The sequence below is a fragment of the Streptomyces sp. NPDC050988 genome (assembly GCF_044456225.1).
In the GTDB taxonomy this organism is placed as follows: Bacteria; Actinomycetota; Actinomycetes; order Streptomycetales; family Streptomycetaceae; genus Streptomyces.
In genome coordinates this window covers 126457-151208 of record NZ_JBITFQ010000001.1, presented here as the reverse complement: position 1 = coordinate 151208, position 24752 = coordinate 126457, and the positions used below count along the sequence as shown (strand labels likewise).

At 70.3% G+C, this 24752-nt stretch carries 19 protein-coding genes and 2 pseudogenes; 16 read left to right on the top strand and 5 right to left on the bottom strand.

All coding sequences use genetic code 11. The annotated features are described in order from the left end of the window. Window positions 1–399 precede the first annotated feature (399 nt). Window positions 400–804: a hypothetical protein gene (locus ACIBEI_RS00675; protein WP_398883644.1), complete on the top strand. Its 405-nt coding sequence runs from the start codon at window positions 400–402 to the stop codon at window positions 802–804. Window positions 805–816: 12 nt separating this feature from the next. Here the strand turns inward: ACIBEI_RS00675 and ACIBEI_RS00670 are convergent. Together ACIBEI_RS00670 and istA are read right to left on the bottom strand one after the other, a co-directional pair. Continuing rightward, window positions 817–1661 (bottom strand): annotated as a pseudogene (locus ACIBEI_RS00670) (ATP-binding protein). Beyond that, window positions 1658–3223, bottom strand: coding sequence for an IS21 family transposase (gene istA, locus ACIBEI_RS00665; RefSeq protein WP_398885029.1), 1566 nt, complete (start codon window positions 3221–3223; stop codon window positions 1658–1660). Before istA ends, ACIBEI_RS00670 begins: the two are co-directional and overlap by 4 nt. Before the next feature lie 345 nt (window positions 3224–3568). Between istA and ACIBEI_RS00660 the strand changes: the two genes are divergently transcribed. From ACIBEI_RS00660 to ACIBEI_RS00590, 15 genes and pseudogenes are all read left to right on the top strand, one after another. Beyond that, a complete protein-coding gene (locus tag ACIBEI_RS00660) occupies window positions 3569–3772 on the top strand; it encodes a hypothetical protein (protein ID WP_398883642.1) in 204 nt (67 codons plus the stop codon). 418 nt (window positions 3773–4190) lie between these two features. After that, window positions 4191–5321 carry a sugar ABC transporter substrate-binding protein gene (locus tag ACIBEI_RS00655; RefSeq protein WP_398883640.1) on the top strand — a complete coding sequence of 377 codons (1131 nt, stop codon included), beginning with the start codon at window positions 4191–4193 and terminating at the stop codon, window positions 5319–5321. Continuing rightward, window positions 5318–6100, top strand: a complete 783-nt coding sequence (locus ACIBEI_RS00650) for an ATP-binding cassette domain-containing protein (protein WP_398883638.1) — start codon at window positions 5318–5320, stop codon at window positions 6098–6100. The genes ACIBEI_RS00655 and ACIBEI_RS00650 overlap by 4 nt, the downstream gene beginning before the upstream one ends. Beyond that, window positions 6097–7347 carry a sugar ABC transporter permease gene (locus ACIBEI_RS00645; RefSeq protein WP_398883636.1) on the top strand — a complete coding sequence of 417 codons (1251 nt, stop codon included), beginning with the start codon at window positions 6097–6099 and terminating at the stop codon, window positions 7345–7347. The genes ACIBEI_RS00650 and ACIBEI_RS00645 overlap by 4 nt, the downstream gene beginning before the upstream one ends. A gap of 40 nt (window positions 7348–7387) precedes the next feature. After that, window positions 7388–8452, top strand: a pseudogene (locus tag ACIBEI_RS00640) (LacI family DNA-binding transcriptional regulator); the annotation flags it as partial. A gap of 50 nt (window positions 8453–8502) precedes the next feature. Then, window positions 8503–9507 (top strand): sugar phosphate isomerase/epimerase family protein, encoded by a 1005-nt coding sequence (locus tag ACIBEI_RS00635; RefSeq protein WP_398883634.1) that lies wholly within the window; start codon window positions 8503–8505, stop codon window positions 9505–9507. A gap of 43 nt (window positions 9508–9550) precedes the next feature. Next, window positions 9551–10984 carry an aldehyde dehydrogenase family protein gene (locus ACIBEI_RS00630; RefSeq protein WP_398883632.1) on the top strand — a complete coding sequence of 478 codons (1434 nt, stop codon included), beginning with the start codon at window positions 9551–9553 and terminating at the stop codon, window positions 10982–10984. A gap of 68 nt (window positions 10985–11052) precedes the next feature. Next, entirely contained in the window at window positions 11053–13020 is a 1968-nt protein-coding gene (gene iolD / locus ACIBEI_RS00625; protein ID WP_398883630.1) for a 3D-(3,5/4)-trihydroxycyclohexane-1,2-dione acylhydrolase (decyclizing), read from the top strand. Then, window positions 13017–13196 carry a hypothetical protein gene (locus ACIBEI_RS00620; protein WP_398883628.1) on the top strand — a complete coding sequence of 60 codons (180 nt, stop codon included), beginning with the start codon at window positions 13017–13019 and terminating at the stop codon, window positions 13194–13196. Before iolD ends, ACIBEI_RS00620 begins: the two co-directional genes overlap by 4 nt. Further along, the gene (locus ACIBEI_RS00615; protein ID WP_398883626.1) at window positions 13193–13972 is read left to right on the top strand and encodes an HpcH/HpaI aldolase/citrate lyase family protein; all 780 of its coding nucleotides are present in this window, start codon (window positions 13193–13195) and stop codon (window positions 13970–13972) included. Before ACIBEI_RS00620 ends, ACIBEI_RS00615 begins: the two co-directional genes overlap by 4 nt. Window positions 13973–13997: 25 nt before the next feature. Next, window positions 13998–15257 carry a Gfo/Idh/MocA family protein gene (locus ACIBEI_RS00610; RefSeq protein ID WP_398883624.1) on the top strand — a complete coding sequence of 420 codons (1260 nt, stop codon included), beginning with the start codon at window positions 13998–14000 and terminating at the stop codon, window positions 15255–15257. After that, on the top strand, window positions 15250–16209 hold the full coding sequence (locus ACIBEI_RS00605) for an NAD(P)-dependent oxidoreductase (RefSeq protein ID WP_398883622.1): 960 nt from the start codon (window positions 15250–15252) through the stop codon (window positions 16207–16209). Before ACIBEI_RS00610 ends, ACIBEI_RS00605 begins: the two co-directional genes overlap by 8 nt. After that, on the top strand, window positions 16206–16982 hold the full coding sequence (locus ACIBEI_RS00600) for an SDR family oxidoreductase (RefSeq protein WP_398883620.1): 777 nt from the start codon (window positions 16206–16208) through the stop codon (window positions 16980–16982). Before ACIBEI_RS00605 ends, ACIBEI_RS00600 begins: the two co-directional genes overlap by 4 nt. Before the next feature lie 32 nt (window positions 16983–17014). Next, the gene (locus ACIBEI_RS00595; RefSeq protein WP_398883618.1) at window positions 17015–18016 is read left to right on the top strand and encodes a Gfo/Idh/MocA family oxidoreductase; all 1002 of its coding nucleotides are present in this window, start codon (window positions 17015–17017) and stop codon (window positions 18014–18016) included. Window positions 18017–18182: 166 nt separating this feature from the next. Continuing rightward, the gene (locus ACIBEI_RS00590) at window positions 18183–19289 is read left to right on the top strand and encodes a sugar ABC transporter substrate-binding protein (RefSeq protein WP_398885027.1); all 1107 of its coding nucleotides are present in this window, start codon (window positions 18183–18185) and stop codon (window positions 19287–19289) included. Between the two features lie 96 nt (window positions 19290–19385). On the opposite strand, the gene ACIBEI_RS00585 is transcribed toward ACIBEI_RS00590, so the two are convergent. The 3 genes from ACIBEI_RS00585 to ACIBEI_RS00575 all read right to left on the bottom strand — a co-directional run bounded on the left by ACIBEI_RS00585 (window position 19386) and on the right by ACIBEI_RS00575 (window position 24731). Continuing rightward, complete coding sequence (locus tag ACIBEI_RS00585) at window positions 19386–21503, bottom strand: protein kinase (RefSeq protein WP_398883616.1); 2118 nt, start codon at window positions 21501–21503, stop codon at window positions 19386–19388. 68 nt (window positions 21504–21571) lie between these two features. Then, window positions 21572–23740: a protein kinase gene (locus ACIBEI_RS00580; protein WP_398883614.1), complete on the bottom strand. Its 2169-nt coding sequence runs from the start codon at window positions 23738–23740 to the stop codon at window positions 21572–21574. A gap of 64 nt (window positions 23741–23804) precedes the next feature. Beyond that, on the bottom strand, window positions 23805–24731 hold the full coding sequence (locus ACIBEI_RS00575; RefSeq protein ID WP_398885025.1) for a serine/threonine protein kinase: 927 nt from the start codon (window positions 24729–24731) through the stop codon (window positions 23805–23807). Between the last annotated feature and the right edge of the window lie 21 nt (window positions 24732–24752).

Here is a 24752-nt window from a genome sequence, read left to right as displayed (position 1 = left end):
GGCCGGCTATCCACGGCCCCACGTCGTCCTCCGGAGGCGGAGCCCCTCAGCGCAACGCCTGCGCTCTTGTGACGGACAGCAACTGCAACTTCTTGTAGCTCTACTCGCGCCTTCGCAGCGCAGAGGAGGCCCAGCGCATCTGGCAGATCTCCGAACAGTTCACGAAGGTTCCGTTCCCCAACAGCTGAGGACCCGACGCTTCTTCGTCCATGGTCGGCGCCTTTCCGACCTCGGTATTCGTATGCCCCATGGACGGTCTCGCGGGCGTGCCCCCGAACACCGACCCGGGTGAGCGGTCAATTGAACTCCTTGTGGGCGGACAGCTGATCTCCTTGCGCGGTATGACTTTTCGTCCCTCGGATGGAGCTCGATGTCAGTGGTGACTGCGATGCTGCCGGCATGATCCCTTGGAACTTGATCGATCTGGACCGCGCCCTGCGCGCCAGCTGGGCCGCTGACACCTGCTCTCCGGACGACCTTGCTCGCTCGGGCTGGCAGTCGGAGAATCCGGCCTGGGGCCACTGCGACATCACGGCCCTGATCGTCCATGACATCTTCGGCGGCGACCTCATGGCCGGCGAAGTGCACCTCGACGGAGTCCAGCACGGATTCCACATGTGGAACCGGCTGCCCAGCGATGTCGAGATAGACCTGACGCGTGAGCAGTTCCAGCGCGGCCAAACGGTCACCGAGGGCTGGGTCGTCGAGCGTCCGCCGGGCCCGTTGCGCCGCTGGGACGAGTACCTCCTCCTGCGCGAGCGGGTCATTGAGCATCTCGGTTCGCTGCCCGAGCCTGCTCTTTAGGCGACTTGGGCGTCAGTCCGGCTGGTTGAGCGGGACGACGCCCTGGCCGCTGGTGGCCTGGGTCAGCCGGAGCGAGGAACCCTCGGTCAGGACAACGTGAGCATGGTGCAGGAGCCTGTCGACAGCGGCGGTGGCCAAGGTCTTCGGCATGATCGAATCGAATCCCAAGGATGAAGGTTGCTGGTCACAAGCACGGAACGGCGCTCGTAGGCGGCATCGATCACGCGCTAGAACGCCTCGGCGGCGGCCGGGCCGCAGGGCAGCATGCCGATGTCGTCGATGACGATGAGATGACAGCGGGTGATCTTCGCGACGGCCTTGGCGACCGTGTTGTCGACGGTGGCCTTGCCGAGGTGGGCGGTGAGCGATTCGAGGGTGAACTAGGCGACCTGCATGCCCTGTTCGATCGCCTTGGGGGCCAGGGCCTCGGCGAAGTGGCTCTTGCCCGTGCCGGAGGGGCCCGCGGCCGTGAGGTTCTCTGCGCGGTGGACCCATTCCAGTGTCATCAGTGCCTGCTGGGTCGGGGCCGGGATCGAGGAGAGCTCTTCTTTCCAGGAGCCGAAGGTCTTGCCGGTGGGCAGGTTCGCCTGCTTGCGGTGGTTGCGTTTGGTGGCGGCGTCGCATCCTTTGATCTCTTCTTCGAGCAGGACGCGGACGACTTCGGCGGGGTCCCATCTCTGGGAGCGGGCGGTGGCGAGGATGTTCGGGGCGGCGTCTCGCAGGTAGGGGAACCGCATTCGCTTGAGGACGGCTTCGAGTTCGGCCGGAATCGGCGGTGCCGCGGGCGCCAGCGGGAGAAGTCCGGGCGGGGTGATGGCGGGGATGGACGCGGGGTCGAGTACCGCGGTGTCGTTCATGAAGAACTCCCTTGATCGGGGCCGTTGTTGGTGCGGCCGAAGTCGGCCCAGACGGAGGTGCCCGGCTGGACGGAGTGGGCCTCGTCGGCGACGACGAGGTCATCGGCGCGGAATCCGTGCCGACGGTGCCGGACGATCGACATGAGGGCTTCGTCCTCGAAGCGGTCCGCGGTCGCCGCCAGGCCGAGCGCGAGGTCGACCTCGCCGACACCGATCAGCGCGGCGAGCTCGACGGCGGTGGCCATCTTGGCGCGGATCCGTGTGACCCCTCGGGCGGAGGCTTCGATCAGCCAGGACTCGGCGCCCGGTCCAAGCCGGAGGAAGGCTTCCTCGGCTTCGGTGGATGGCTTGGGTTTCGGTGGGCGGGGCGAGCCGTCCAGCCGTTGCGGGTGGTTGGGGTAGTGGGCCGGCTCGATCACGAGCCGTCCCGGCAGGGCGATCTGGTGCCGAGCCACCTCGGTCAGTCCGGCCGGGCCGTGCAGCCAGGTCGGACGGCGGATCAGGTGGGAGAGATCGGCCACGACGACGAGTTCGTCGCCGTCGACCCGCACCCATGCTTCCTGGCCGACCAGGCCCGGCGGCGTCGAGTAGCGCACCGAGCCGAAGCGGACCGTCTGATCCGTGTAGATGAGCCGCGATTCACCGAGCGCGAGCGTGTGGGGACCGGCGGGCAGCGGGTGCAGCCGCACCTTCTCGATGTCGAGCATCGAGGCGGGGGTCTTGCCGGTCTCTCGGTGGATCCGGTTGTTGACCTTCTTACCGAACTCGGCGCAGGCGGTGCGCAGTTCCGCGAAGCTGGCGTACTGATCCAGCAGATTTTCCTCGGTCGGCACCAGATCCGCCTTCGCGATCTTCACCGTCGACTCCGAGCCGCCCTTGGACTCGGGATCGAACGGGACACACGTATGAACCTGCAGCCCGTAGTGCCGGCCCGCGGCCACCACCTGCGGATGGCGGACCGGGACACCGGCGACCCGGTCGACGGTGACCGTGCGCTCATTGTCGGTGAGCACGTAGGTCGGCGCGCCACCGAACTGCCGCAGTGCCGAGTCCAGACACGAGATCACCGTCGGCAGGGTGCGGTCCCAGGTCGGGATCACCACCCGGAACCTCGACCACGCCAGCCAGGCGCAGAACAGCAGCGTCTCGCGCGGCTCCCCATCGCCCGGACCAGGCACTTTCGGGCCCTGCCCCCAGTCGAACTGGGCCCACAAGCCCGGCTCGGTGATCCACGGCCGATACGTGCGGCGATGTCCGGCCTTCCAGCGTTCCTTCGCCTTGGCCACCGCCCGCCGCGTCGTGCGCTCATCCCCGGCGAAGCCGAGCAGGACCAGACGCTCGTGCAGCTTGTCCGCGCGGACCCTGCCCTGTGACCGCTCGACCCACTCCTCGATCTTCGGCATGTACGGGTCGATCAGTTTCGTGCGTACCGACGGAGCGTCCAAGGACTGCCCTGCGTCCCTCATCCGTGCGTATCTCCGCACCGTCTTCGGGTCGACTCCGCCCAGCTGAGCCGCCGAGTACACGCACTCGGTCGCGTCCAGCGCCTCGAAGATCTGCATGACTTCCCTGGCATTCTTCTTCACGATCCCTCCGGGAGGACTCGCTCATATGTGATGGGCAATCACGAGCAAATCCCCGGAGGGATCATCTGTTCGGAATTGGCGTTCGGAACGTCCACGGATGGCCCAACTACTAGGGAGATGAGCTGTCCACCAGCTAGGACCCGAACTGTCCGCCTACCAGGATCTTGCGCTGTCTGCTGTCTGCTGTCTGCTGTCTGCTGTCCGCTGTCACGGACCGGCCCACTAGCCAGGTCATCTGCCGCTACGAACTGTCACGCTCCGGTGAGCGGGTCCATGTCGGCATCGGGAGACTCGGCAACCGCAGAGGCATGGAGAGGTGGAGTGCCTGCATTCCGGGCGCGTGAGAGCGAGATCCTCGCCCCCGGCGTCCAGCACCTCGCCGCGTCCGGCTTGCCGGGCCGCCGCCTCGACCAGGGTGAAGAGCCGCCGCCGCAGGGACACGTCGACTGTTGTGGGGGTGGGGGTGGGGGCGGGGGGGTGACGGTCAAGAGCGAAGAGCCGCTCAAGCAGAAACCGGATGCCTGACCGAACCGCTCACCCCTCCGGCCGGCTGTCCCACCGGGGGCCCGCCCGCGATCGCGGGATCTCCCGGTCCGCTCGGAAGCCGTGATCCACCTTCCGGCGACCGGCCGCGCTCATGACACGTCACCAAGGACCGACGCTGTGGATCCATGGCCCGGCGGCCGGGCATCTCCCCGGCAGTGTCCGAATTGAAACATCCGGGCCGCGGTCTCCGGAGCGGGGGCGCCCAAGGGTGCTACTCATCGGTAAGTGCCAGCTGTCGTGCACTTCTTCCGCCGCGCCGCGCGCTGCCATGGCGAACCGCTGTGCAAACGATGTCTCAAAGGCTGCATCTTCTTTGGCTGAAAGTGTTGACCGGGCAGAAATCCTGGTGCAAAGGTTTGCGCACTCTGAGGGCCGGATTCACGAAGGAGTGCTATCCATGCGCCGTTTGACCTGTTCACGAAGAATCGCCATACGCCTGGCCGCTCTGCCCGCGGCGACCCTTCTGGTCGCCGCCTGCGGCTCCGGCGGGGACAGTGGCACCACCGCCGGTGGTGACGGCAAGACCGTCTACATGCTGTTGCCCAACACCACGACCGTACGTTTCACCACTCAGGACGGCCCCGACTTCAAGGCCGCCATGAAGAAGGCCATGCCCGACGTCAAGGTCGTCATCCAGAACGCCGAGAACGACCCGCAGAAGCAGGTCCAGCAGGTCGAGACCGCCATCTCCGGCGGCGCGGCCGCGATCGTGCTGGTCGCCGCCGACCCGTTCATCGCCGGTGGCGCGCTCCAGAAGGCGTCCGTCGCCAAGGTCCCCGTGCTGCTGTACGACCACGACGCCCGTGGTGGCCCGGCGGCGGCGCAGGTCGTCTTCAACTCGCTGTCGGTCGGCCAGAACCAGGGCAAGGATGCCGCCAAGGTGCTCGCCGACGGCACGGCCGCCAAGCCCAAAGTCATCGCCCGCATCTACGGCAACCAGGGCGACTACGGCACGGGCCAGTACAAGAAGGGCCAGGACGAGTCCATCAAGCCCCTGGTGTCGGCAGGGAAGGTCAAGGTCGCCTGCGAGACCTACACACCCAACTGGGACCCGGCCAAGGCACAGTCCGAGATGGAGCAGTGCCTGACCAAGACCGGCAACAAGATCGACGCCGTGGTCGTGATGAACGACGGCACCGCCGGCGGTGTCATCGCCGCCCTCAAGGCACAGGGCCTGACGGGCAAGGTGCCGGTGATCGGCGGTCAGGACGCCGACCTGCAAGCGGTCCAGTACATCCTGCTCGGCTACCAGTACAGCACCGTCTACAAGCCGTTCAAGCTGCAGGCATCCAAGGCCGCCGAGCTGACGGTGCAGCTGCTCAAGAACGGCAAGATCAGCAAGAGTTCCATCGACGGCCATGTGGACAACGGCTTCATGAAGCCCGGCGTCCCGGCGGCGTTCCTCCCCGTACAGGACCTGCACGCCGACACGGTCGGAACGCTCGTCAAGGACGGCGTGTGGACCTGGAAGCAGATCTGCACGGGCCCCGCCGCCGCCACGGAGACCTGCAAGAAGGAAATGGGATGAGCAAGGAAATGGCCGCCGTGACCACGGCGGCCCCGCTCCTTGAACTCCGCCAGGTGGTCAAACTCTTCGGCGGTGTGCACGCCCTGGAGGGGATCGACCTCAGTGTCCGCCACGGCGAGATCGTGGCCGTGGTAGGGGACAACGGAGCAGGCAAGTCGACCCTGATGAAGATCATCTCCGGGCTGCAGCCCGCCGACGGAGGCGAGATCCTCTTCGACGGCGAGCAGGTCGAACTGCGCCGCCCGGTCGATTCGACGGCGCTCGGCATCGAGACCGTGTACCAGGACCTCGCTCTCTGCGACAACCTCGACACCGTCCAGAACCTCTTCCTCGGCCGGGAGGAGACCGGCCCGTTCCTGCGCGGCGCGCGCCTGCGCCGCGCCGACATGGAGCACCGGGCGCAGGAGACCATCCGCCGCCTGGGCGCGAAGATCCCCTCCCTGCGCACTCCGGTCGGCCGTCTCTCGGGCGGCCAGCGGCAGTCGATCGCCGTCTGCCGCTCCACCCTCTCCGACCCGCGGCTCGTCCTGATGGACGAACCGACCGCCGCGCTCGGCGTGGAGCAGAGCACCGGCGTGCTCAACCTGATCCGCCAACTGCGCGCCGAACACGGCTGCGCGATCGTGCTGATCTCGCACGCCCTGCGCGACGTTCTGGAAGTCGCCGACCGCATCGTCGTACTGCGTCTGGGCAACAAGGTCGCCGAGTTCGACAACACCGAACGGACCACCAACTCGGACCAGCTCGTCGCCGCCATCACAGGAATCTCGGCCCCATGACCACATCGAACCAATCGCCCGCGGCCGTCGCCGCCACGCCCTCCCCGCCGCCCGTCGCGCGTGTCGAAGGCCGCCAGTCCCGCCGCCGGATGGTGCTCGACGCCGTCGCCGGACGGTACCGATTCGTGCCCGTCGTCTTCATGCTGGCCGTGATCTGGGCCTTCTTCACCACCCAGGACAGCGCGTTCCTGGGCAACCGCAACATCACCAACCTGCTGGTGCAGATCGTTGTCACGGCGACGATCGCACTGGGCATCGTCTTCGTCCTGCTGCTCGCCGAGATCGACCTCTCGGTCGCCGCCACCAGCGGAGCGGCGGCGGCACTCACCGCGATCCTCGTGGTCAACCACAACTGGCCCGCCTGGCTCGGCCTGTTGGCCGGAATCGCGGCCGGGGCGGCGGTCGGCCTGCTCCTGGGAGCAATCGTCACCCAGTTCGGGGTGCCGTCGTTCGTCGTCACCCTGGGTGCCCAACTGGTGCTGCTCGGCGGAATCCTCGTACTGCTGCCCGGCGGCACCGGACAGGTCAGCCTCTTCGGCACCGGCATCGCCACGCTGTCCAGCACCTACCTGCCACCCGCCCTGGGGTGGACACTCATGGCCGTAGGCATCACCACGTTCGTCCTGCTGCGCCTGCTGGCTCTGGGGGAGTCCCAACGCCGGGGCATCAACGTGAGCCTGGTGCGTGACGTCGTCGTCCCCGGTGTCCTGGTCGGCGTCGCCAGCATCACCGCCGTGGGGGTGCTCAACAGCTATCTCGGTGTGCCCCTCCCCGTGGTGATCCTCTTCGCACTGCTCGCCGTGTTGAGCTACATCACCACACAGACCCGCTTCGGCCTGCACCTCTACGCCGTCGGCGGCAACCCGGACGCCGCCCGTCGGGCGGGCATCCCGGTGGCCCGCGCCAAGATGATCGCCTTCAGCCTGGCGGGTGCGCTGGCCGCACTCGGCGGCATCCTCGCCGCCTCACGCCTGCTCGGGGTGTCGGCCTCCTCCGGCACGGGCACCGTGCTGCTGGAGTCCATCGCCGCCGCCGTGATCGGCGGGACGAGCCTGTTCGGCGGGCGCGGCAGCGTCTGGGACGCCCTGCTCGGCGCCCTGGTCATCGGTTCCATATCCAACGGCCTCGACCTGATCGGTGCGGAGACGGTGGTCAAGTACGTCGCCGAGGGATCCATCCTCGTCCTGGCGGCGACTGTGGATTCGATCCTCACCCGTGGCAGTGTCTTCGCCCGAGCGACCAAATAGCGCAGGTCGCCGCCCGAGACCGCCCTTGTAAGGAGCCCCGATGCCTTCCAGCCAGGACCAGACTCCCGGTCCGGTCGACCCGTCCCGCCGACGTCGTCCCACCCTGACCGACGTCGCCGCGATGGCCGGAGTGTCCGTATCCACGGTCAGCCGGGCGCTGGACGGCAACCCCCGTATCCCGGGGGAGACCCGGCGGAAGGTCGTCGAGACCGCGACCGCGCTGGGCTTCAGGCGCAACATCTCGGCGCGGTCCCTGCGTACCCAGTCGTCCATGCTCGTCGGCGTCGTCGTCCCCGACATCGGCATCGCCTTCTACGCCACGGTGCTGAAGGCGGCCCAGAACGTCCTGGAAGCCGCCGGCTACCAGGTCGTCGTGATGAACACCGAGCGTGACGCCCAGCACGAGACCGTCGCCCTGCGCACCCTCCAGGACCGCCAGGTCGACGGACTGCTGGTCGCCACCAGCGGCGGCTACGTTCCGGACCGGGGACCGGTCGTCTTCATCGACCACGTCATCCCGGACATCGGACTGGGCTACGTCAGCCCGGACAACGCCGGAGGCATGGCCACCCTCGTGGAACACCTGGCGGTCGTCCACGGCCACACCAAGATCGCCTTTCTGGGTGTGCCGACCGGCCCGACCGACCGGATCCTGCGCCTGGAGAACGCACCCGCCACCGAACGGCTGGAAGCCTTCCGCCACGTCATGGGAGGGCGGCGGCTGCCGGTGCCTCCGGAGTACCTGGCCTACGGCGACCGCGAGTGGACCGAGGCCAGCGCGCAACGGGCGGTGGCCGAGCTGATGCGGGTCGACGAGCCGCCGACCGCCATCATCGCGGCGGGCGACACCCTCGCCCTCGGCGCACTCCGTCAGCTCCGCGCCGATCAGCACAAGGTCGGCACGGAGATCGCCCTGGTCTCCTTCGACGACCCGGTCTCCAGCGACCTGCTCGACCCGCCGATGACCGCCCTGCGCCGGCACGACCGCGAACTCGGCGAGATCAGCGCGCGGATGCTGCTGACCGCGCTCGAGGTCCGCAAGTCCGGCGCCGCGGCGAAGACCGAGCACCCCACCGAGACACGGGTGCCCCTCGACCTGATCGTCCGGCGCAGCTGCGGCTGCGCACCGGAAACGCCTGAATCGGAGCCTCCACCATGAGCCGACGCCCGGTCACGCTCTTCACCGGCCAATGGGCCGACATGCCGATCGAGGAACTCGCCCGGAAGGCGGGCGAGTGGGGTTACGACGGCCTCGAACTCGCCTGCTGGGGTGACCACTTCAATGTCCGCCGAGCCGTCACCGACCCCGGGTACGTCAAGCGGCAGCGCGCCCTCCTGGAGCTCCACGGCCTCGGTGTCTGGGCGATCTCCAACCACCTGACCGGCCAGGCCGTCTGCGACGTCCCCCTCGACCACCGGCACCGCGACGTGCTGCCGCCCCATGTGTGGGGCGACGGCGAGCCCGAGGGGGTACGGGCCCGGGCCGCCGCCGAGATGGCCGACACCGCGCGGGCCGCCGCCGCACTGGGCGTCACCCGGGTGAACGGCTTCACCGGCTCCAGCATCTGGTACATGCTGGCCGGCTTCCCGCCCGTCTCCGCGGAGACGATCGACGCGGGCTTCGACGACTTCGTGGAGCGCTGGACCCCGATCCTGGACGTCTTCCAGACCGAGGGCGTCGTCTTCGGCCTGGAGATCCACCCCGCCGAGATCGCCTACGACTACTGGACCACCGAACGCACCCTCGCCGCCATGAAGCACCCGGCGTTCGGCATCAACTTCGACCCCAGCCATCTGCACTGGCAGCAGGTCGACCCGGTCGCCTTCCTGGAGGGCCACGGCGACCGCGTGACCCACGTCCACTGCAAGGACGCCACCCGCCGCCTCAACGGCCGCAACGGCATCATCGCCTCCCACCTCCCCTTCGGCGACCCCCGGCGCGGCTGGGACTTCCGCACCGTCGGCCGCGGTGGCATCGACTGGGAGGAGATCATGCGCGCGCTCAACCGCCTCGGTTACGACGGCCCGCTCTCCGTCGAGTGGGAGGACGTCGGCCTGGACCGGGAGACCGCCGCGCCGGAGGCGCTGCGCTTCGTCCGCTCGGTGGCCGCGGAGGCCTCCGACCGGCAGTTCGACGCCGCTTTCAGCACTTCCGACTGAGCCCTCATCCCTCATAAGTAACCCTTGTGGATTGGTAGTTGTCATGGTGGACATGCTGATCGGCGGTACCTGGACGCCTGCCCTGTCGGGCGAGGCCGAGGACGTGACCTCGCCGTTCGACGGCGCGGCCGTGGGGGCCGTACCCGTGGCCGGATCGAAGGACGTGGAGGCAGCCCTGGCGGCGGCCGAGGCGGGCGCGGCCGTCTGGCGCGCGACCCCCGCCCACGAGCGCATGCAGATCATGTTCCGCGCGGCCGTACTGGCCGACCGGAGAGCGGCGGAGACGGCACGACTGATCAGCGCCGAGACCGGAAAGACGATCACCGAGGCGACCGGCGAGGCGGGCCGCTCCGGCGACATCATCCGACTGGCCGCCTTCGAGGGCGCTCATCTCTACGGCGACACACTGCCGTTGGACGCCAACCGGGGCACCGGCCACGACAAGATCGGGTTCACCCTCCGCCAGCCCTGCGGGGTGGTCGTCGCCATCACCCCGTTCAACTACCCCGCGCTCCTGGTCCTCCACAAGCTCGCCCCCGCGCTCGCCGCCGGCAACGCCGTCGTACTCAAGCCCGCCCGTACGACACCGTTGACGGCCCTCGCGCTCGCCGCGTGCTTCGTCGAGGCGGGCCTGCCGGAGGGGGTGCTCTCCGTACTGACCGGACCGGGCGGCGTACTAGGTGACGCACTGGTCTCGGACCCCCGGGTGCGCAAGATCTCCTTCACCGGCTCGACCAGGACCGGCGAGCACATCACGCGCATGGCCGGCGTGAAGAAACTGTCACTGGAACTGGGTGCCTCCTGCCCGGTCGTGGTCCTGCCGGACGCCGATCTGGAGGCCGCCGCATCGGCGGTCGCCCTCGGCGGCTACGTCAACGCCGGTCAGGTCTGCATCTCCGTACAACGCGTCATCACCCACCCGGCGATCAACGGTGATTTCCTGGACGCGCTGGTACCCAAGGTGGAGGCCATCCGCACCGGCGATCCCGCGTCGGCGGAGACCGGTATCGGCACGCTGATCACCCAGCAGGAGGCGGAACGCGTCCACGCGTCCATCACCGACGCGGTCTCGGGCGGCGCCCGGCTGCTGACCGGCGGTGAGCGGGACGGTGCGGTCATCGCGCCCGCGGTGGTCGCGGACGTGGCACCCGGATCGCCGTTCAGCCAGGACGAGTTGTTCGGCCCCGCCGTCGCCGTCAGCACCGCCGAGGACTGGCAGTCGGCGATCGACCAGGCCAACGGCACCGCGTACGGGCTGGGCGCGGGCATCTTCACCAGCGACGTCAGCGGTGCCGTGCGGGCCGTCCGGGAGATCGACGCGGGCACCGTGCACATCAACTGGACCCCCCTGTGGCGCGCCGACCTGATGCCCTACGGCGGGCTCAAGGGCAGCGGCATCGGCAAGGAGGGCCCGCGCGCCGCGGTCGAGGAGATGACCGAGGCCAAGACCGTCGTCCTGCACGGCCGCCCCTGGTGAACACCGGGGTCAGCACCCCCTGCTCGTGTCCTCGTACAGCGTCGTACGCAAGGAAGGAAGTTTTCCCCGTGAGCGCCTCCCGTCCCGAGCCCACCACACGGCTGACCGTGGCCCAGGCCGTCGTCTCCTACCTCTCCCACCAGTACAGCGACGCCGACGGTGAACGACGGCGACTCATCCCGGCCACCTGCGGCATCTTCGGCCACGGCAACGTCGCGGGACTCGGGCAGGCGCTCGACCAGTTCTCGGACCGGATGCCGTTCGTGCAGGGCCGCAACGAACAGGCCCTCGTCCATCTGGCCACCGGCTACGCCAAGCACGCCCGTCGCCACGCCACCCTCGCCGTCACCGCCTCGATCGGGCCCGGCGCGCTGAACATGGTCACCGGCGCAGGCCTGGCCACCGTCAACCGGCTGCCGGTGCTGCTCCTCCCCGGCGACAGCTACGCGACCCGCCATCAGGGCCCGGTGCTCCAGCAGTTGCAGCACCCGAGCGAGGCCGATGCCTCCGTCAACGACGCGTTCCGGCCGGTGGCCCGCTTCTTCGACCGCATCACCCGGCCCGAGCAGCTGCTGACGGCCCTGCCTGCGGCGATGCGGGTGCTCACCGACCCGGCCCACACCGGCGCCGTGGTCCTCTCCCTCCCCCAGGACGTGCAGTCGCACGCGTACGACTTCCCCACCGCGCTCTTCCGCGACACGGTCTGGCGGATCCGCCGCCCGGCCGCCGACCCGGACGAGGTGACGCAGGTCGCGCAGCTGCTGGCCGAGGCCCGGCGGCCGCTGATCATCGCAGGAGGGGGCGTCAACTACTCAGGCGCCACCCCCGAGTTGGAGCGGCTGGCCGAACTGGCGGGCGTCCCGGTCGCCGAGACCTTCGGCGGCAAGGGCGCGGTGCAGCAACGTGCTTGGTGGCAGCTCGGCGGCATCGGTCTGGAAGGCACCCCCGCCGTCAACGAGTTGGCGAGGGAAGCCGACCTCGTCCTCACCGTGGGCTCCCGGCTGACCGACTTCGCCACCGCCTCCCACTCGCTCTTCCAGCACCCCGACGTACGCTTCGCCAGCATCAACCTGGACATCCAGGACGCGGGCCGGCTGGGCGCCGTAGGCATCGTCGCCGACGCCAAGCGGGCGCTGGCCGCGCTCGCCGACGAGGTCGAGGCCCGGCGGATCGCCGCCCCCGCCGCCTGGCGGGAGCGTGTCGAAGCCGCGCACGCCCGGTGGGTTCCGGTCCGCGCCCGGGCCATCGACCCGGGCATGCCGTTCGACAAGAGCGCTGTGCCCGCCGACTCCGACGTGGTCACCGACACGGACGCGGTGCTGACCCAGGGCCAGCTCATCGGCGTGCTCCAGGAGCACGCCCGGCCGGGCGACACGATCGTCGCAGCCGCCGGCGGACCGCCCGGAGACCTGCAGAAGGTCTGGGACGCCACCGAGGGACGCCACTGCCACCTGGAGTTCGGCTTCTCCTGCATGGGCTACGAGCTGCCCGCCTCGATCGGCGTCCGGCTCGCCGAACCCCGTCCGGAGGCCCGCGTCACCGCCTTCATCGGCGACGGCACCTTCCTGATGGCACCCACCGAACTGGTCACCGCCGCCCAGGAACGCGCCGCCGTCACCATCGTCATCGCCGAGAACCACGGCTACCAGGTCATCCACCGCCTCCAAATGGGCCGCACCGGCGCCGAGTTCGGCAACGAGTTCCGCTACCGCAACGGCTCCCTGGACCTCACCGACGGCAAACCCGCCCGTCTGGAGAGCGACTACCTGGACATCAACCTGGTCAGCGTGGCTGCCGGGTTGGGCGCACACGCCGTCCGGGCCACCACCGCCGACGAGTTCGCCGAGGCCCTCGCCTCCACCCGCGATCACCAGGGCCCGGTGGTCATCGTCGTCCCCGTCATCCCGCACGCCGACCTTCCCGGCGCGGGCGTCTGGTGGGACGTCGCCCCGGCCGAGGTCGCCGAACAGCCGACGGTGGCGGCGCTGCGTGCCGAGTACGAGGCGGGGCTCGCTGAGCAGAGGTGGTTCGGATGAACTCCTCGCCGCTGATGTCCTCGCCGCTGGACTACGGCCGCCTGCGCCGACGGCCGGCCGCCGGGGAGACGACCGTGGGCACTTTCCTCGGCGTCGAGGTCGCCGAACAGCCGACCGTGGCCGCGCTGCGCGCCGAGTACGAGGCCGGGCTCACCGAACAGAGGTGGTTCGGATGACCGCCTCACCCCTGAACCACGGCCGCCTGCGCCGACAGCTGGCCGCCGGGGACGCGACCGTGGGCACGTTCGTCGGCGCCGCCGCTCCCGTTGTCGGCGAGGTCTGCGCCGCCGCCGGCGTCGACTGGCTGCTGGTCGACCTGGAGCACGGCGCGGGCGGCGAGGAGCAGGTGCGGGCTCTCGTCCCGGCCGCTGCCGCGTACGGGGTGCCGACCGTCGTCCGTGTCGAGTCCGCGGCGCGCATCCGCATCGGGCGGGTGCTCGATCTGGGCGCGGCCGGTGTGATGCTGCCGCGGCTGGACAGCGCGGACGAAGTCGCCGCAGCGCTACGGCACTTGCGCTATCCGCCGGACGGCGACCGGGGCGTGGCCACCTACAACCGGGCCTGCCGCTTCGGTCTCGACCCCGGGGCGCTGGAGCGCGAGGAGGACCTGCCGCTCGGGGTGGTGCAGATCGAGTCGGCCGCCGCGCTCGACGACGTCGACAAGATCGCCGCACTGGACGGCGCCGACGTCCTCTTCGTCGGCCCCCGCGACCTCAGTCACGACCTCGGTGTCCCCGGACAGTTCAACGCGCCTGTCTATACAGCCGCGTTGGACAAGGTCCGTGCCGCCGCCTCGGCACACGGCAAGGCGTCCGGCCTGTTGGTGAACGACGGGGCCGGGGCGGCCGCGCGGATCGCCGAGGGCTGGACCTTCGTCGCCATCGGCTCCGACTCCACCTTGCTCGCCGCAGCCCTCACGGCCCACCTCAACCAGGCACGCACCGCGTCCTGACCCTGCACACCCCTGGAGCACAACCATGAACAACAGCGACAACTCCGACGGCTCCGAGGACGCGGCGACGCTCGGCATAGGCCTCATCAGCGTGGGCTGGATGGGGCGACTGCACACCCGCGCATACCAGTCCATCCCCGTCGTCTACCCGGAACTAGGCCTGCGGCCGAGGCTCGTGCACGCCGCCGACACCGCACCCGATCGCGCGGACTACGCCCGTGACGTGCTCGGCTACGCCAGATCCTCCGCCGACTACCGCGCGGTCCTCGCCGACCCCGAGGTCGACGTGGTCTCCATCTGCGGGCCCAACCATGTGCACCGCGAGATCGCGGTCGCCGCAGCCGAGGCGGGCAAGCCGTTCTGGATCGAGAAGCCGGTCGGGCGGAGCGTCACCGAGACCGCGGCGGTCGCCGCCGCCGCGCGGGCGGCCGACGTCGAGACCTCCGTCGGCTACAACTACCGCGGCGCACCGGCCGTGGAGCGCATCCGCGAGCTGGTCGCGGACGGCACGCTCGGCCGGATCACCAACGTCCGGTCCGTCTTCTACTGCGGTTACGCGGCCGAGCCCAAGGGCGCGCTCTCCTGGCGCTTCCGCCGCGAGTTCGCCGGCAGCGGCGCACTCGGCGACCTGCTCAGCCATGTCGTCGACCTCGTCCAGTACGTCGTGGGACCGATCGCCGAGGCCAGCTCGCTGCTCTCCACCGTGTACACCGAGCGGCCCGTCCTGCCCATGGGCTCCGGCACGCACTTCGCCGTCATCGAGGACGGCGAGATGGCGCCGGTCGAGAACGACGACCACGTCGCCGCGCTGGTCCGCTTCGCGGACGGCCCGCACACCACCGGCACGGTCGGCACCCTGGAGGCCTCCCGCGTCATCGTCGGCCCGCAGTGCGGACTCGCCATCGAGGTCTACGGCACGGACGGCTCCGCGTCCTGGAACTTCGAGCAGCTCAACGAGATGCGGCTCTGCCTCGGGCGCGGCGGACCCAACGTCGGCTACACCACGGTCCTCGCCAACGCCTCCATGGGCGACTACGCGCGGTTCCAGCCGGGACCGGCCAACAGCATGGGATTCGACGACCTCAAGGTGATCGAGGCCAAGAAGTTCCTCACCGCGCTGACCCGTGGCGAACGGCGCAACGCGACCATCTACGACGCCCATCAGGACGCCGAGGTGCTCGCCGCCGTCGCCGCCTCGGCCGAGGACGGACGCTGGCACTCCGTCAGCACAGTCCCGGACGCCGCCTACGGACGCAAGCCGCACGCCGAGGCGAGCCATGCCTGATCCCGTCGTCGTCGCCCTCGGCAGGGTCGACCCCGCGCTGGTGGAGGAACCACTGCGGGGAAGGGCCGCCTTCGTCGCGAACCCGGGGCCGGACGACCTGGCCCGGGCCGTCGGCGCGATCGTCCGTGCCGACGCGGTGGTCGACCGCGACGCACTGGACCGGATGCCCAACTGCCGGGTGCTGGCCCGCACAGGGGTGGGCGTGGACCTGGTCGACGTGGCAGAGGCGAGCGCGCGCGGCATCGCGGTGGTCATCACCCCGGACAGCGGCTCCCAAGCGGTCGCCGAGGGCGTCCTGGGCATGGCGCTGTACCTGGTCAAACGCTTCGGACCGCTGAACCGACTGGTACGGGACGGGCGGTGGGCCCGGCGCGCCGAGGTCCCCGTCGGTGATCTGCGCGACGCGGTCATCGGCATCATCGGCTACGGCCGCATCGGACGCCGGGTCGGCGCGCTCGCGGAGGCCTTCGGGATGCGGGTGCTCGCCCACGACCCGCTCGCCACACCGCCGGCCACGGTCAACTGCCCCGATCTGAGCGAACTGGTCGCGCACAGCGACGTCATCACCCTGCATCTGCCGCTCTCGGACGCCACCCGGCACCTGGTGGACCGCCGGTTCCTGACGGCGGTCAAGCCGGGGGCGGTGCTGGTGAACTGCGGTCGCGGCGGGCTGGTGGATCTCGACGCCGTACGGGACGCGCTCGTGGCGGGCCGGCTGTCCGGTGTCGGCCTGGACGTCTACGACCCCGAACCGCCCGTCCACCACCCGCTCTTCGACCACCCCGACGTACTGCTCACCCCGCACGTGATGGGCATGAGCATCCGCGCCGAGGCCGCGACGTACGCCGACGCGGCCCGAGGCGTCGCCGATGTGCTGGCCGGACGTCGTCCGGCCGCGCTTGCCAACCCCGAGTGGATGCTCACAGGCCGTTCCAAGGAGAGATCGAGATGACACTGCTGGACAACAAGGTCGTGCTGGTCAGCGGGGGCAGCCAGGGAGTCGGTGCCGCGGTCGCCCGGGCAGCTGCCCGCGAGGGCGCTTCGGTGGTCATCACCGGTCGCCGTTCCGAGCCCGGCGAGGCGCTGGTCGCGGAACTCGAGGCCATGGGAGCCCAAGCCGCCTTCGTCAGGACCGATGTCGTCGATGTGGTGCAGGCCAAGTCTTCGGTGGCCGCCACGGTCAGCCGGTTCGGCCGGGTGGACTGTCTGGTCAACTCCGCGGGCCTGACCTCACGCGGTTCCCTCCTCGACACCACGCCGGAGCTGTTCGACGCGCACATCGCCGTCAATCTGCGCGGACCGTTCTTCCTGATGCAGGGCACCGTCGCCGACATGCTCTCCCGCCAGGCCCCCGGGACGATCGTCAACATTATCTCCACATCCGCGCACTGTGGGCAGCCCTTCCTGACGCCGTACAGTGCCGCCAAGGCGGGCCTGGCCGGGCTCACCCGCAACGCCGCGCACGCCCACCGCTTCGACCGCATCCGTATCAACGGACTGAACATCGGATGGACGGACACCGAGGGCGAGGACGCCACTCAACGCGCCTTCCACGGCGCCGACGACGACTGGCAGCTACAGGCCGGGAAGAGCCTGCCGATGGGCCGACTGGGCCAGGCGGACGAAATCGCCGACTTCGTCGTCTTCCTGCTCTCGGAACGCAGCGGAGTGGTCACCGGCTCCGTCATCGACTGGGACCAGAACGTCATCGGCGCCCTCGACTGAACCGGGCCCTCGACTGAAAGGACGTATGCGCCATGCGAATCGGACTCATCGGGCTGGGCCGGATCGGCGCGTTCCACGCCCAGACACTCAGCGGTCTGCCGTCGGTGGACACCCTCGTGGTCACGGACGCCGTTCCCGGCCGCGCCGCGGACATCGCCGGGAAACTCGACGCCCGCCCCGTCGACTCCGTCGCCCAACTGCTGGGCGCAGGACTGGACGGCGTCGTCATCGCCGCCGCCACCGACGCCCACCCCGCCCTGCTGGAGGCCGCGGTCGAGGCGGGACTGCCGGTCTTCTGCGAGAAGCCGGTCGCCGCGGACACCGCCGAGGCCGCCCATACGGCCCGGCAGCTCACCGACCTGGGCGTCCCCGTCCAGATCGGTTACCCGCGCCGTTTCGACGCCGGGTTCGTCGACGCCCGCGAGGCCCTGCACAGCGGCGCCCTCGGCTGGCTGCACACCGTCCGCTCCACCACCCTCGACCCTGCCCCGCCGCCCCGCGACTACGCGGCCGTCTCCGGCGGCATCTTCCGTGACTGCGGCGTCCATGACTTCGACGCCGTGCGCTGGGTGACCGGCCGCGAGGTCGTCGAGGTCTACGCCACCGGCGGCAACCGGGGCGAGGAGTGGATCCGCGACCTCGGCGACGTCGACACGGCGGCCACCGTCCTCACCATGGACGACGGCACCCTCGCCGTCGTCTCCAACACCCGCTACAACGCCCGTGGTTACGACGTCCGGCTGGAACTCCACGGCTCCCGGGACAGTGTCGCCGCCGGACTGGAGGACAAACTGCCGCTCCGCTCCGTCGAGCCCGGCACGACCTTCCCGGCCGGTGTCCCGCACACCTTCTTCATGGACCGTTTCGCCGACGCCTTCCGCGCCGAACTCGCCGCCTTCACCGAGGTCGTGCGTGGCGATCGCCCTTCCCCCTGCACCCTCACGGACGCGGTCGAATCCAGCTGGGTCGCCGAAGCCGCCACCGCCTCCCTCCGCGAGCACCGGCCCGTCCGTATCGAGGAAGTACGCCGGTGACGGAGGCCGCGTCGGAGCCCTCCCGCCTCGCGGCCGCACGGGTCACACCGCCCTGCCTGGCGGCCACTTCTCACCGGACGTCACAGACCACCGAAAGCCACCCTGCTCCTCTCACACTCGGAAGGCGCCTGACGTGAGCGCTCCTACCCTTCGCAGAACGACCCCCGTGTGCCGGCTGGCGGCAGCCGTGACCGCGTCCGCGTCGGCTCTCGCACTCACCGCGTGCGGTGCCATCGACGGCATCGGCGGAAGCGACAGCTCCGCGTCCCCGGAGAAGGGCGACGACATCACCGTGGGGCTGCTCCTGCCCGACAAGGACACCGCACGCTTCGAGAACTTCGACTACCCCGTCATCAAGAAGGAGGTCGCCACCCTCACACAGGGCAAGGGGAACGTCGTCTACGCCAACGCCGAGGCGAGCCAGGACAAACAGAGCCGGCAGTTCCAGCAGATGGTGGACCAGAAGGTCGACGTCATCCTGGTGGACGCGCTGGACGCCAAGGCCATCGCCCCGGACGTCCGGAAGGCGAAGGACGCCGGCATCCCCGTCATCGCCTACGACCGGCTCGCGCAGGGCCCGATCGACGCGTACGTCTCGCACGACAACGAACTCGTCGGCGAGGTCCAGGCCCGCGCCATCAGCGACGCGCTGGGCAGCAACGCGGCCTCCAGCAAGATCGTCATGATGAACGGGGACCCCGCGGACACCAACTACACGAAGTACAAGCAGGGCGCCCTCAACGAATTCGGGAACAAGGTCCGGATAGTCAAGAAGTACGACACCGACAAATGGTCGCCTGCGGTCGCCAAGGCCAACATGAAGAAGGCGATCCAGGCCGTCGGCGTCGACAACATCGCCGCCGTCTACGCGGCCAACGACGGCTTGGCGGGCGCCGTCATCGAGGCGCTGAAGGAGGCGGGCGCCACCAGGATCCCCCCGGTGACCGGCCAGGACGCGAACCTGGACGCGGTGCAGCGGATCGTCTCGGGCGAGCAGTACATGACCGTGTACAAGCCGTTCCTGGAGGAGGCCACCCGCGCCGCGGAGATGGCGGTGTACATGGTCCAGGGCCACCACATCCAGTTCGAGGCGCTGACCCGGGACGCGGTCGACAGCCCCACCGAGAAGAAGATCCCTTCGATGCTGGTGCCGGCGGTCGCCCTCACGAAGGACAACATCAAGGAGACCGTGATCGCGGACGGCGTCTACTCCGTCAAGGACATCTGCACCCCGAAGTACGCGGCGGACTGCGCCGCGATCGGCCTGAAGTAGCGTCCACTCTCCGTGCGGCACCACGAAAACCGTGAGGGACACGGAAGGATCGGCTGCCGCACCCGGGCATCCGGCCAGGGCACGTGGTGAGGGTGTTCAGAACGTGGCGAGGGCGACGACCCTGGTGTTGTGAAGGAAGAAGACACGGTTTCCGTCGGCGGCCAGCAGGCGGTATTCGGTATGGGGCAATTCGTACCGCCACTGCCGACGCCCGTTGGACGCCCGCGCGGTGTCGATCTCCATCGGGTCCGTGTCCTTGAGACCGTCGTCGATCGACCAGAGGGCGCGCCCCTGCGGCAGAAGACGGCCCGCGTAGACGACCGTCGCGGACGGGTGGCCGGACCACACCGGGCTGCCGTCGCGCGCGTCCAGGCGGGTGGGATAGATGCCCTCGGCGGCGTAGAGCGCGTCGCCGGAGACCGTCACAGGCCCCCACCGGGTCCGGTACGTGCCTCCCTGGGGCCTCGTGCTCCAGATCCTCTCCCCGTCGCTGAGCCGCACCGCGTCCAGGGTCTTGCCGTTGAGGTACGCGACGTCACCCCGAACGGCCGGGCGGATCCGGGTCTCGACCTGGTCGAGGCGGCTCCACGCCGTACGTCCGTTGCTCGTGTCCACCGCCAGGAAGTTGCCGCCCAGTGCCGCCATGACCAGTCTGCCCGGGCCGACCACGCCGGGGGCGAGGAGCTTCTTGCGGAAGTCGGCCGGTACCGTCACCGTCCACCGGACCTTCGCGTCCGCGCGGCCGACGCTGCGCAGCCGGTCGTCCTTCGTGACGAGGTACACCGCCTCCGTGTCGGCGCCGAGGAGCAGCCCCGCCTCGGCCGCCGGGCAGGTCCACTTGGGTTCCCCGGTGGACGGCACGTACGTACGCAACGCGCCCTGGCTGTCCGCGCCCACGACCAGCCGGTCCGAGAGCGACAGATAGCCGTTCTTCGTCACTACGCGGGGCGCGCTCCAGCGCCGCTTGCCGTCCTTGACGCCGTGGGCCGCGATGCCGCCGCTCGCGGCGCCGAACACGATGACGTCGCGCACCGGCAGCAGATACGGCGAGTAGACGTCGGCCGCGTTCTCCAGCGCCCAGATGGTGGGCGGCCGGCCCAAGTCGCCGGAGCCCGAGTCGACTTGGGCCACCGGTCTCTGCGTGGGCACGGGCACCGCCGGCGGAACGGCGAAGGGGCTGCTCGTCGAGCGGCCGGTCGCGCCCTCTCCCGTGCCGAGCAGCCAGGCCGTCGTACCGCCGCCCGCGACGACGACACCCGCGGCGGAGAGTCCGGTGATCAGGCGCCGTCGCGTCAACGGCGTTGCCTCGTCCGTCAGTTGCGCGGTGACCTCGGTCGTCAGCCGACGGGCATCGGTCTCCCGCTCCTTGATGTCGTCGGCGAGTCGCCCCCGACTCCAGACCCGGGCGGCACGCCTGGGCACGTCCATCGCCCGCGCGATCTGTGCGGGTACGGGACGCGCCGCCGGGTCCTTGGCCAGGCAGGGCTCGATCAGAGACCTCAACTCCGGCTCCACGTCGTCCAGTTGAGGCTCGCCGTGGACGACCGCGTACTGCACGACGGCCACATGGGAGCCCTCGAACGTACGCTTCCCGGTGACCGCGTACGCGAGCACCGCGCCCAGCGAGAACACGTCCGCCGCCGGGGTGACGCGCTGTCCTAGCACCTGCTCGGGAGCGCCGTAGCCCGGAGTGACGGGAACCTGGCCGGTGGTGGTGAGGGTCAGCCCGTGTTCGGGACGGGCGATACCGAAGTCGATGACCCGTGGCCCGGCGGAGGTGAGCATGATGTTCGGCGGCTTGAGATCACGGTGGATGAAGCCCGCCGCGTGGATGTCGGCGAGGGTGTCCGCCAGGGAGGCGGCCAGGGCGCGCAGCGCGGGCCCGGTGAGCGGGCCGTGCGCCTCGACCGCCTCGTCCAGGGTGAGTCCGGCGAGGAACTCGCTGGCGATCCACGGGCGCGCCCCCTCGGTCCGCGACTCCAGTACGGCCGCAACTCCCTTGCCGCGTACGGCCTGTGCGGCCTGCGCCTCGCGCACGAAGCGCCGGGCGAGCTCGGCGTCGTGGGCGAGTTCGGGACGCAGCACCTTGACCGCGGCGAGCGCGCCGGCACTGTCCTGGCCGATGTAGACCTTGCCCATTCCGCCCTCGCCGATGACGCCGAGCAGGCGATAGGGGCCGAGGCGGACCGGGTCGCCGGTGCCGAGAGGCTTCATCGTGGCTGTCCTTCTCCGGGATCTTCGGAAGGGGCTGGGCGGTCACCCGAGCGGGTGGGGCACGGCGGTCACCTGAGCGGGTAGGCGGACAGCCGGTCCTCGTCCACGGCGAGGATCATCCGCGCCTCCGGGTACTCGTGAAAGTGCTTGCCGGTCGTTCTGTACGTGAGTACGGTGCCGTGGTTCGCAAGACTCACGGCCCGGAGCTGCAGCCCGTTCTTGTAGTACGCGTAGCGGCTGCCGACCACCGGTCGCCAGATGGTGTAGGCCTCGTCCGTCTCCGCCGACTTCTCGGTCCACAGGACCTTGCCCCGTTCCGCGTCGACCGCCGTGAGCCCGACACCCGCCCCGACGGTGTAAAGCACCCCCTTCCTCAGCGTCGGCGGGCCGTAGATCTGTCCGAGTCCGGTGGCCCACGCCTGTGTCCCGTCGCTCAGTCGCAGTGCCTGGAGCTGAGAACCCCCGAGGTAGAGATACGTCTCGTCCGCGGCCAGTTCGCTCCGGATCGCGTCAGGGACGTTGACGTTGTAGGGCATGTCCCACAGGACCACTCCGCGGCGGGTGTCCCGCACGACGAGGTGCGTCTGCGTCTCCGACAGCGTCTGGATGGCCACCAGGTACTCGCCGACGACCTTCGCCGAGAGGAAGTTCAGCTTGCGGCTCCCGCCCGACCGCTGCGGCAACGGCCGCGTCCAGAGCGTCCTGCCGGTCTTGAGGTCGGCGGCGCGCAGCATCCAGGTCTGCGAGGGCAGGAAGCCCTTGTCCGCCGGGACCTCCCCTTGGCCGGCCGCCACGTAGGCGACGCTGTCGGAGACGGAGAGGAGCTGGTTCGGCACGATGGTGGACGTGGCGTCCGCGAGGCCGGCCGAGGTCGGCTCCACCCGGTCCCGGCTCTCGTTCCAGGTGCCGATCGACATCGACTCGCCCGGCCGGGAGGCGTCGTCACCGAGCAGGTACAACCGGCCGTCCTGCACGGCCGTCTGCCACCAGTCGACCGTCACGGCACGCTCTCGCCGCACCCGCCCGGTGGACGGATCGAGACGTTCGGCGGTCGTGTTCAGCGCAAGCCAGAACGATCCGTCGGCCTGGACGGGAACGACCAGGCCCCAGCCCGGCGCGTCGAGGTCGCTGCCGTCGTACTGCCACCGCGGATCGAGGTTGCGCGTCGGCCGGGCGGCCTTCTCGGCCGGAGCGGTGTCACGCCCCCGGTGCCACCACACGCCGCCGCCCACGGCCGCGGCCACCGCGAGTGCCCCGCCCGCGGCCAGGAGCCCGCGGCGCGAGGAGCCCGGCCCGGACAGCGAGGTGACCGCGGTGGAGTCCTCCTCCGTCGGTGGCGCGGGCAGTCGCCGCGGCACGAGCTGCCACACGTCGGCGGCCCGACGCCCGATCTCCGCGAGCAGGGAGTCGGGCAGGTGCTCGGCGAACTCGCCCGTCCCGTCGTGCAGTTGGGCCGCCAGCTCCGCCAAGCCGGGTCTCTTCTCCGGTTCCTTGGCCAGGCACCGGGTGAACAGGGGTATGAGCGGGGCCGGTACGTCGCGAAGGTCCGCCTCCGCGTACCGCACCCGGTACAGCAGATCCGCCGCCCGTCCGTTCCCGAACGGGGGGCGTCCGGTGGCCGCGTACACGAGCACGCCGGCCAGCGCGAAGACGTCACCGGCCGCCCCGTGCTCCCGCCCGGTCGCCTGCTCCGGGGACATGAACGCCGGTGTGCCGACCGACGCACCGGTACGGGTCAGCCGGTCGTCGCCGATGGCCCGCGCGATCCCGAAGTCGATGACCTTCGGTCCGTAGGCGGTGACGAGGATGTTGGACGGCTTCAGGTCGCGGTGCACGACGTCCGACCGGTGGAGCTGGTCAAGGGCCGAACACAGGGCCGCGCCCAGCGCCCGCACCGGCTCTTCGGACAGCGGTCCGCCGCTTCCGACGACTTCGTCGAGAGCGGGCCCGAGCACGAACTCGGTTGCCAGCCAAGGCGTTTCACCCAGCGGGTCCGCGTCCATGACCCGGGCCCCGAACCGGTCCCCGATGACCCGCGCCGCGTCCACCTCGAGCCGGAACCGCGTACGGGCGCCCGGATCGGTCGCTGTCCCGGCACGCATGGTCTTGAGGGCGACCGTACGACCACCGGCGGCACGCGCCACGTACACAGCGCCCATGCCACCGCTCCCGAGCCGGGCGATGAGCCGGTACGGGCCGATGGCGACGGGGTCGTCGTGGGTGAGAGGAGTCGGCATCGGGCTCTTGTCGTCAGGGGCTGTGGTGGGGAACCGCAGCCGGATACGACGTCCCCGACCGCGCCTACTCGGGCAACTGCACCTCGGCGGCCAGCACGGAGGCCGACTGATGAGCGACGGCGGCGACGATCCGGGCGGGCAGCCAGCCGGCGCCGAGCAACGAATCGGCCCGTGAGCCGACCCCGAACCCACCGAACCCATCGGGAACGGCCGTTCGAGAATCGGGCGCCAGCTCCTCGATGATGTCAGAGAGTTGCGGACGACGGGCCGGATCTCGAGCCAAACACCGCGGTACCAACGAGCGCAGCAGGCCCGGCAGTTCCTCCCCTTCCGGCATCGTGTGGCCCGTCGCGGCGTACGCCAGCGTCGCACCCAGCGCGTATACGTCGCCGAGCGGATGGGGTTGGCCACCGGCGGCCTGTTCCGGCGCGAGGCTTCCGGCGTCGAGCCCCGGCACTCCATGACGCGGGGCACCGTCCGGCGCGGCGGCCCGGGCCGCCCCGAAACAGCCGAGCCGAGGGCCGTCGGCGGCGAGCAGCACAGCCGCCGGACCGGGCCCCGCGTGCGTCAGCTGCTGCCCGTGCATCACGGCGAGCGTCTCGGCCAGTGCCACGGCGAGAGCCCGCACCGTTCGCTCGGGCAGGGGGCCGCCGTTCACGGCGAGGACGACGGGAAGAGGCAGCGCGGGCACATAGGGCCGGGCGTGCCACGCCTCACCGCCCGGGGCGGCGAGTTCGGCGGCCGGGAGGACCCAGGGCCCGAGGAGATAGCGCGACGCGCCGGCCTCGTCCATGAACCGCTGCGGGTCGGCCTCCGGCAGGGGTGTGCTCAGGAGCACGGTGCGATCGCCGTCCGCGCTGCGGGCGATGAAGCGCTGCTCCGGGACGGGTGTCCGGGCGGGGACGTCGGAGTCGAGCCGGGTGATGACCGTGTAGGGGCCGATCCGGCCGATCCGCCGTGTCGTGGCCGTACGTCGTCCGCCTTCGGGCATGGGCACTGGCACGTACGTGCT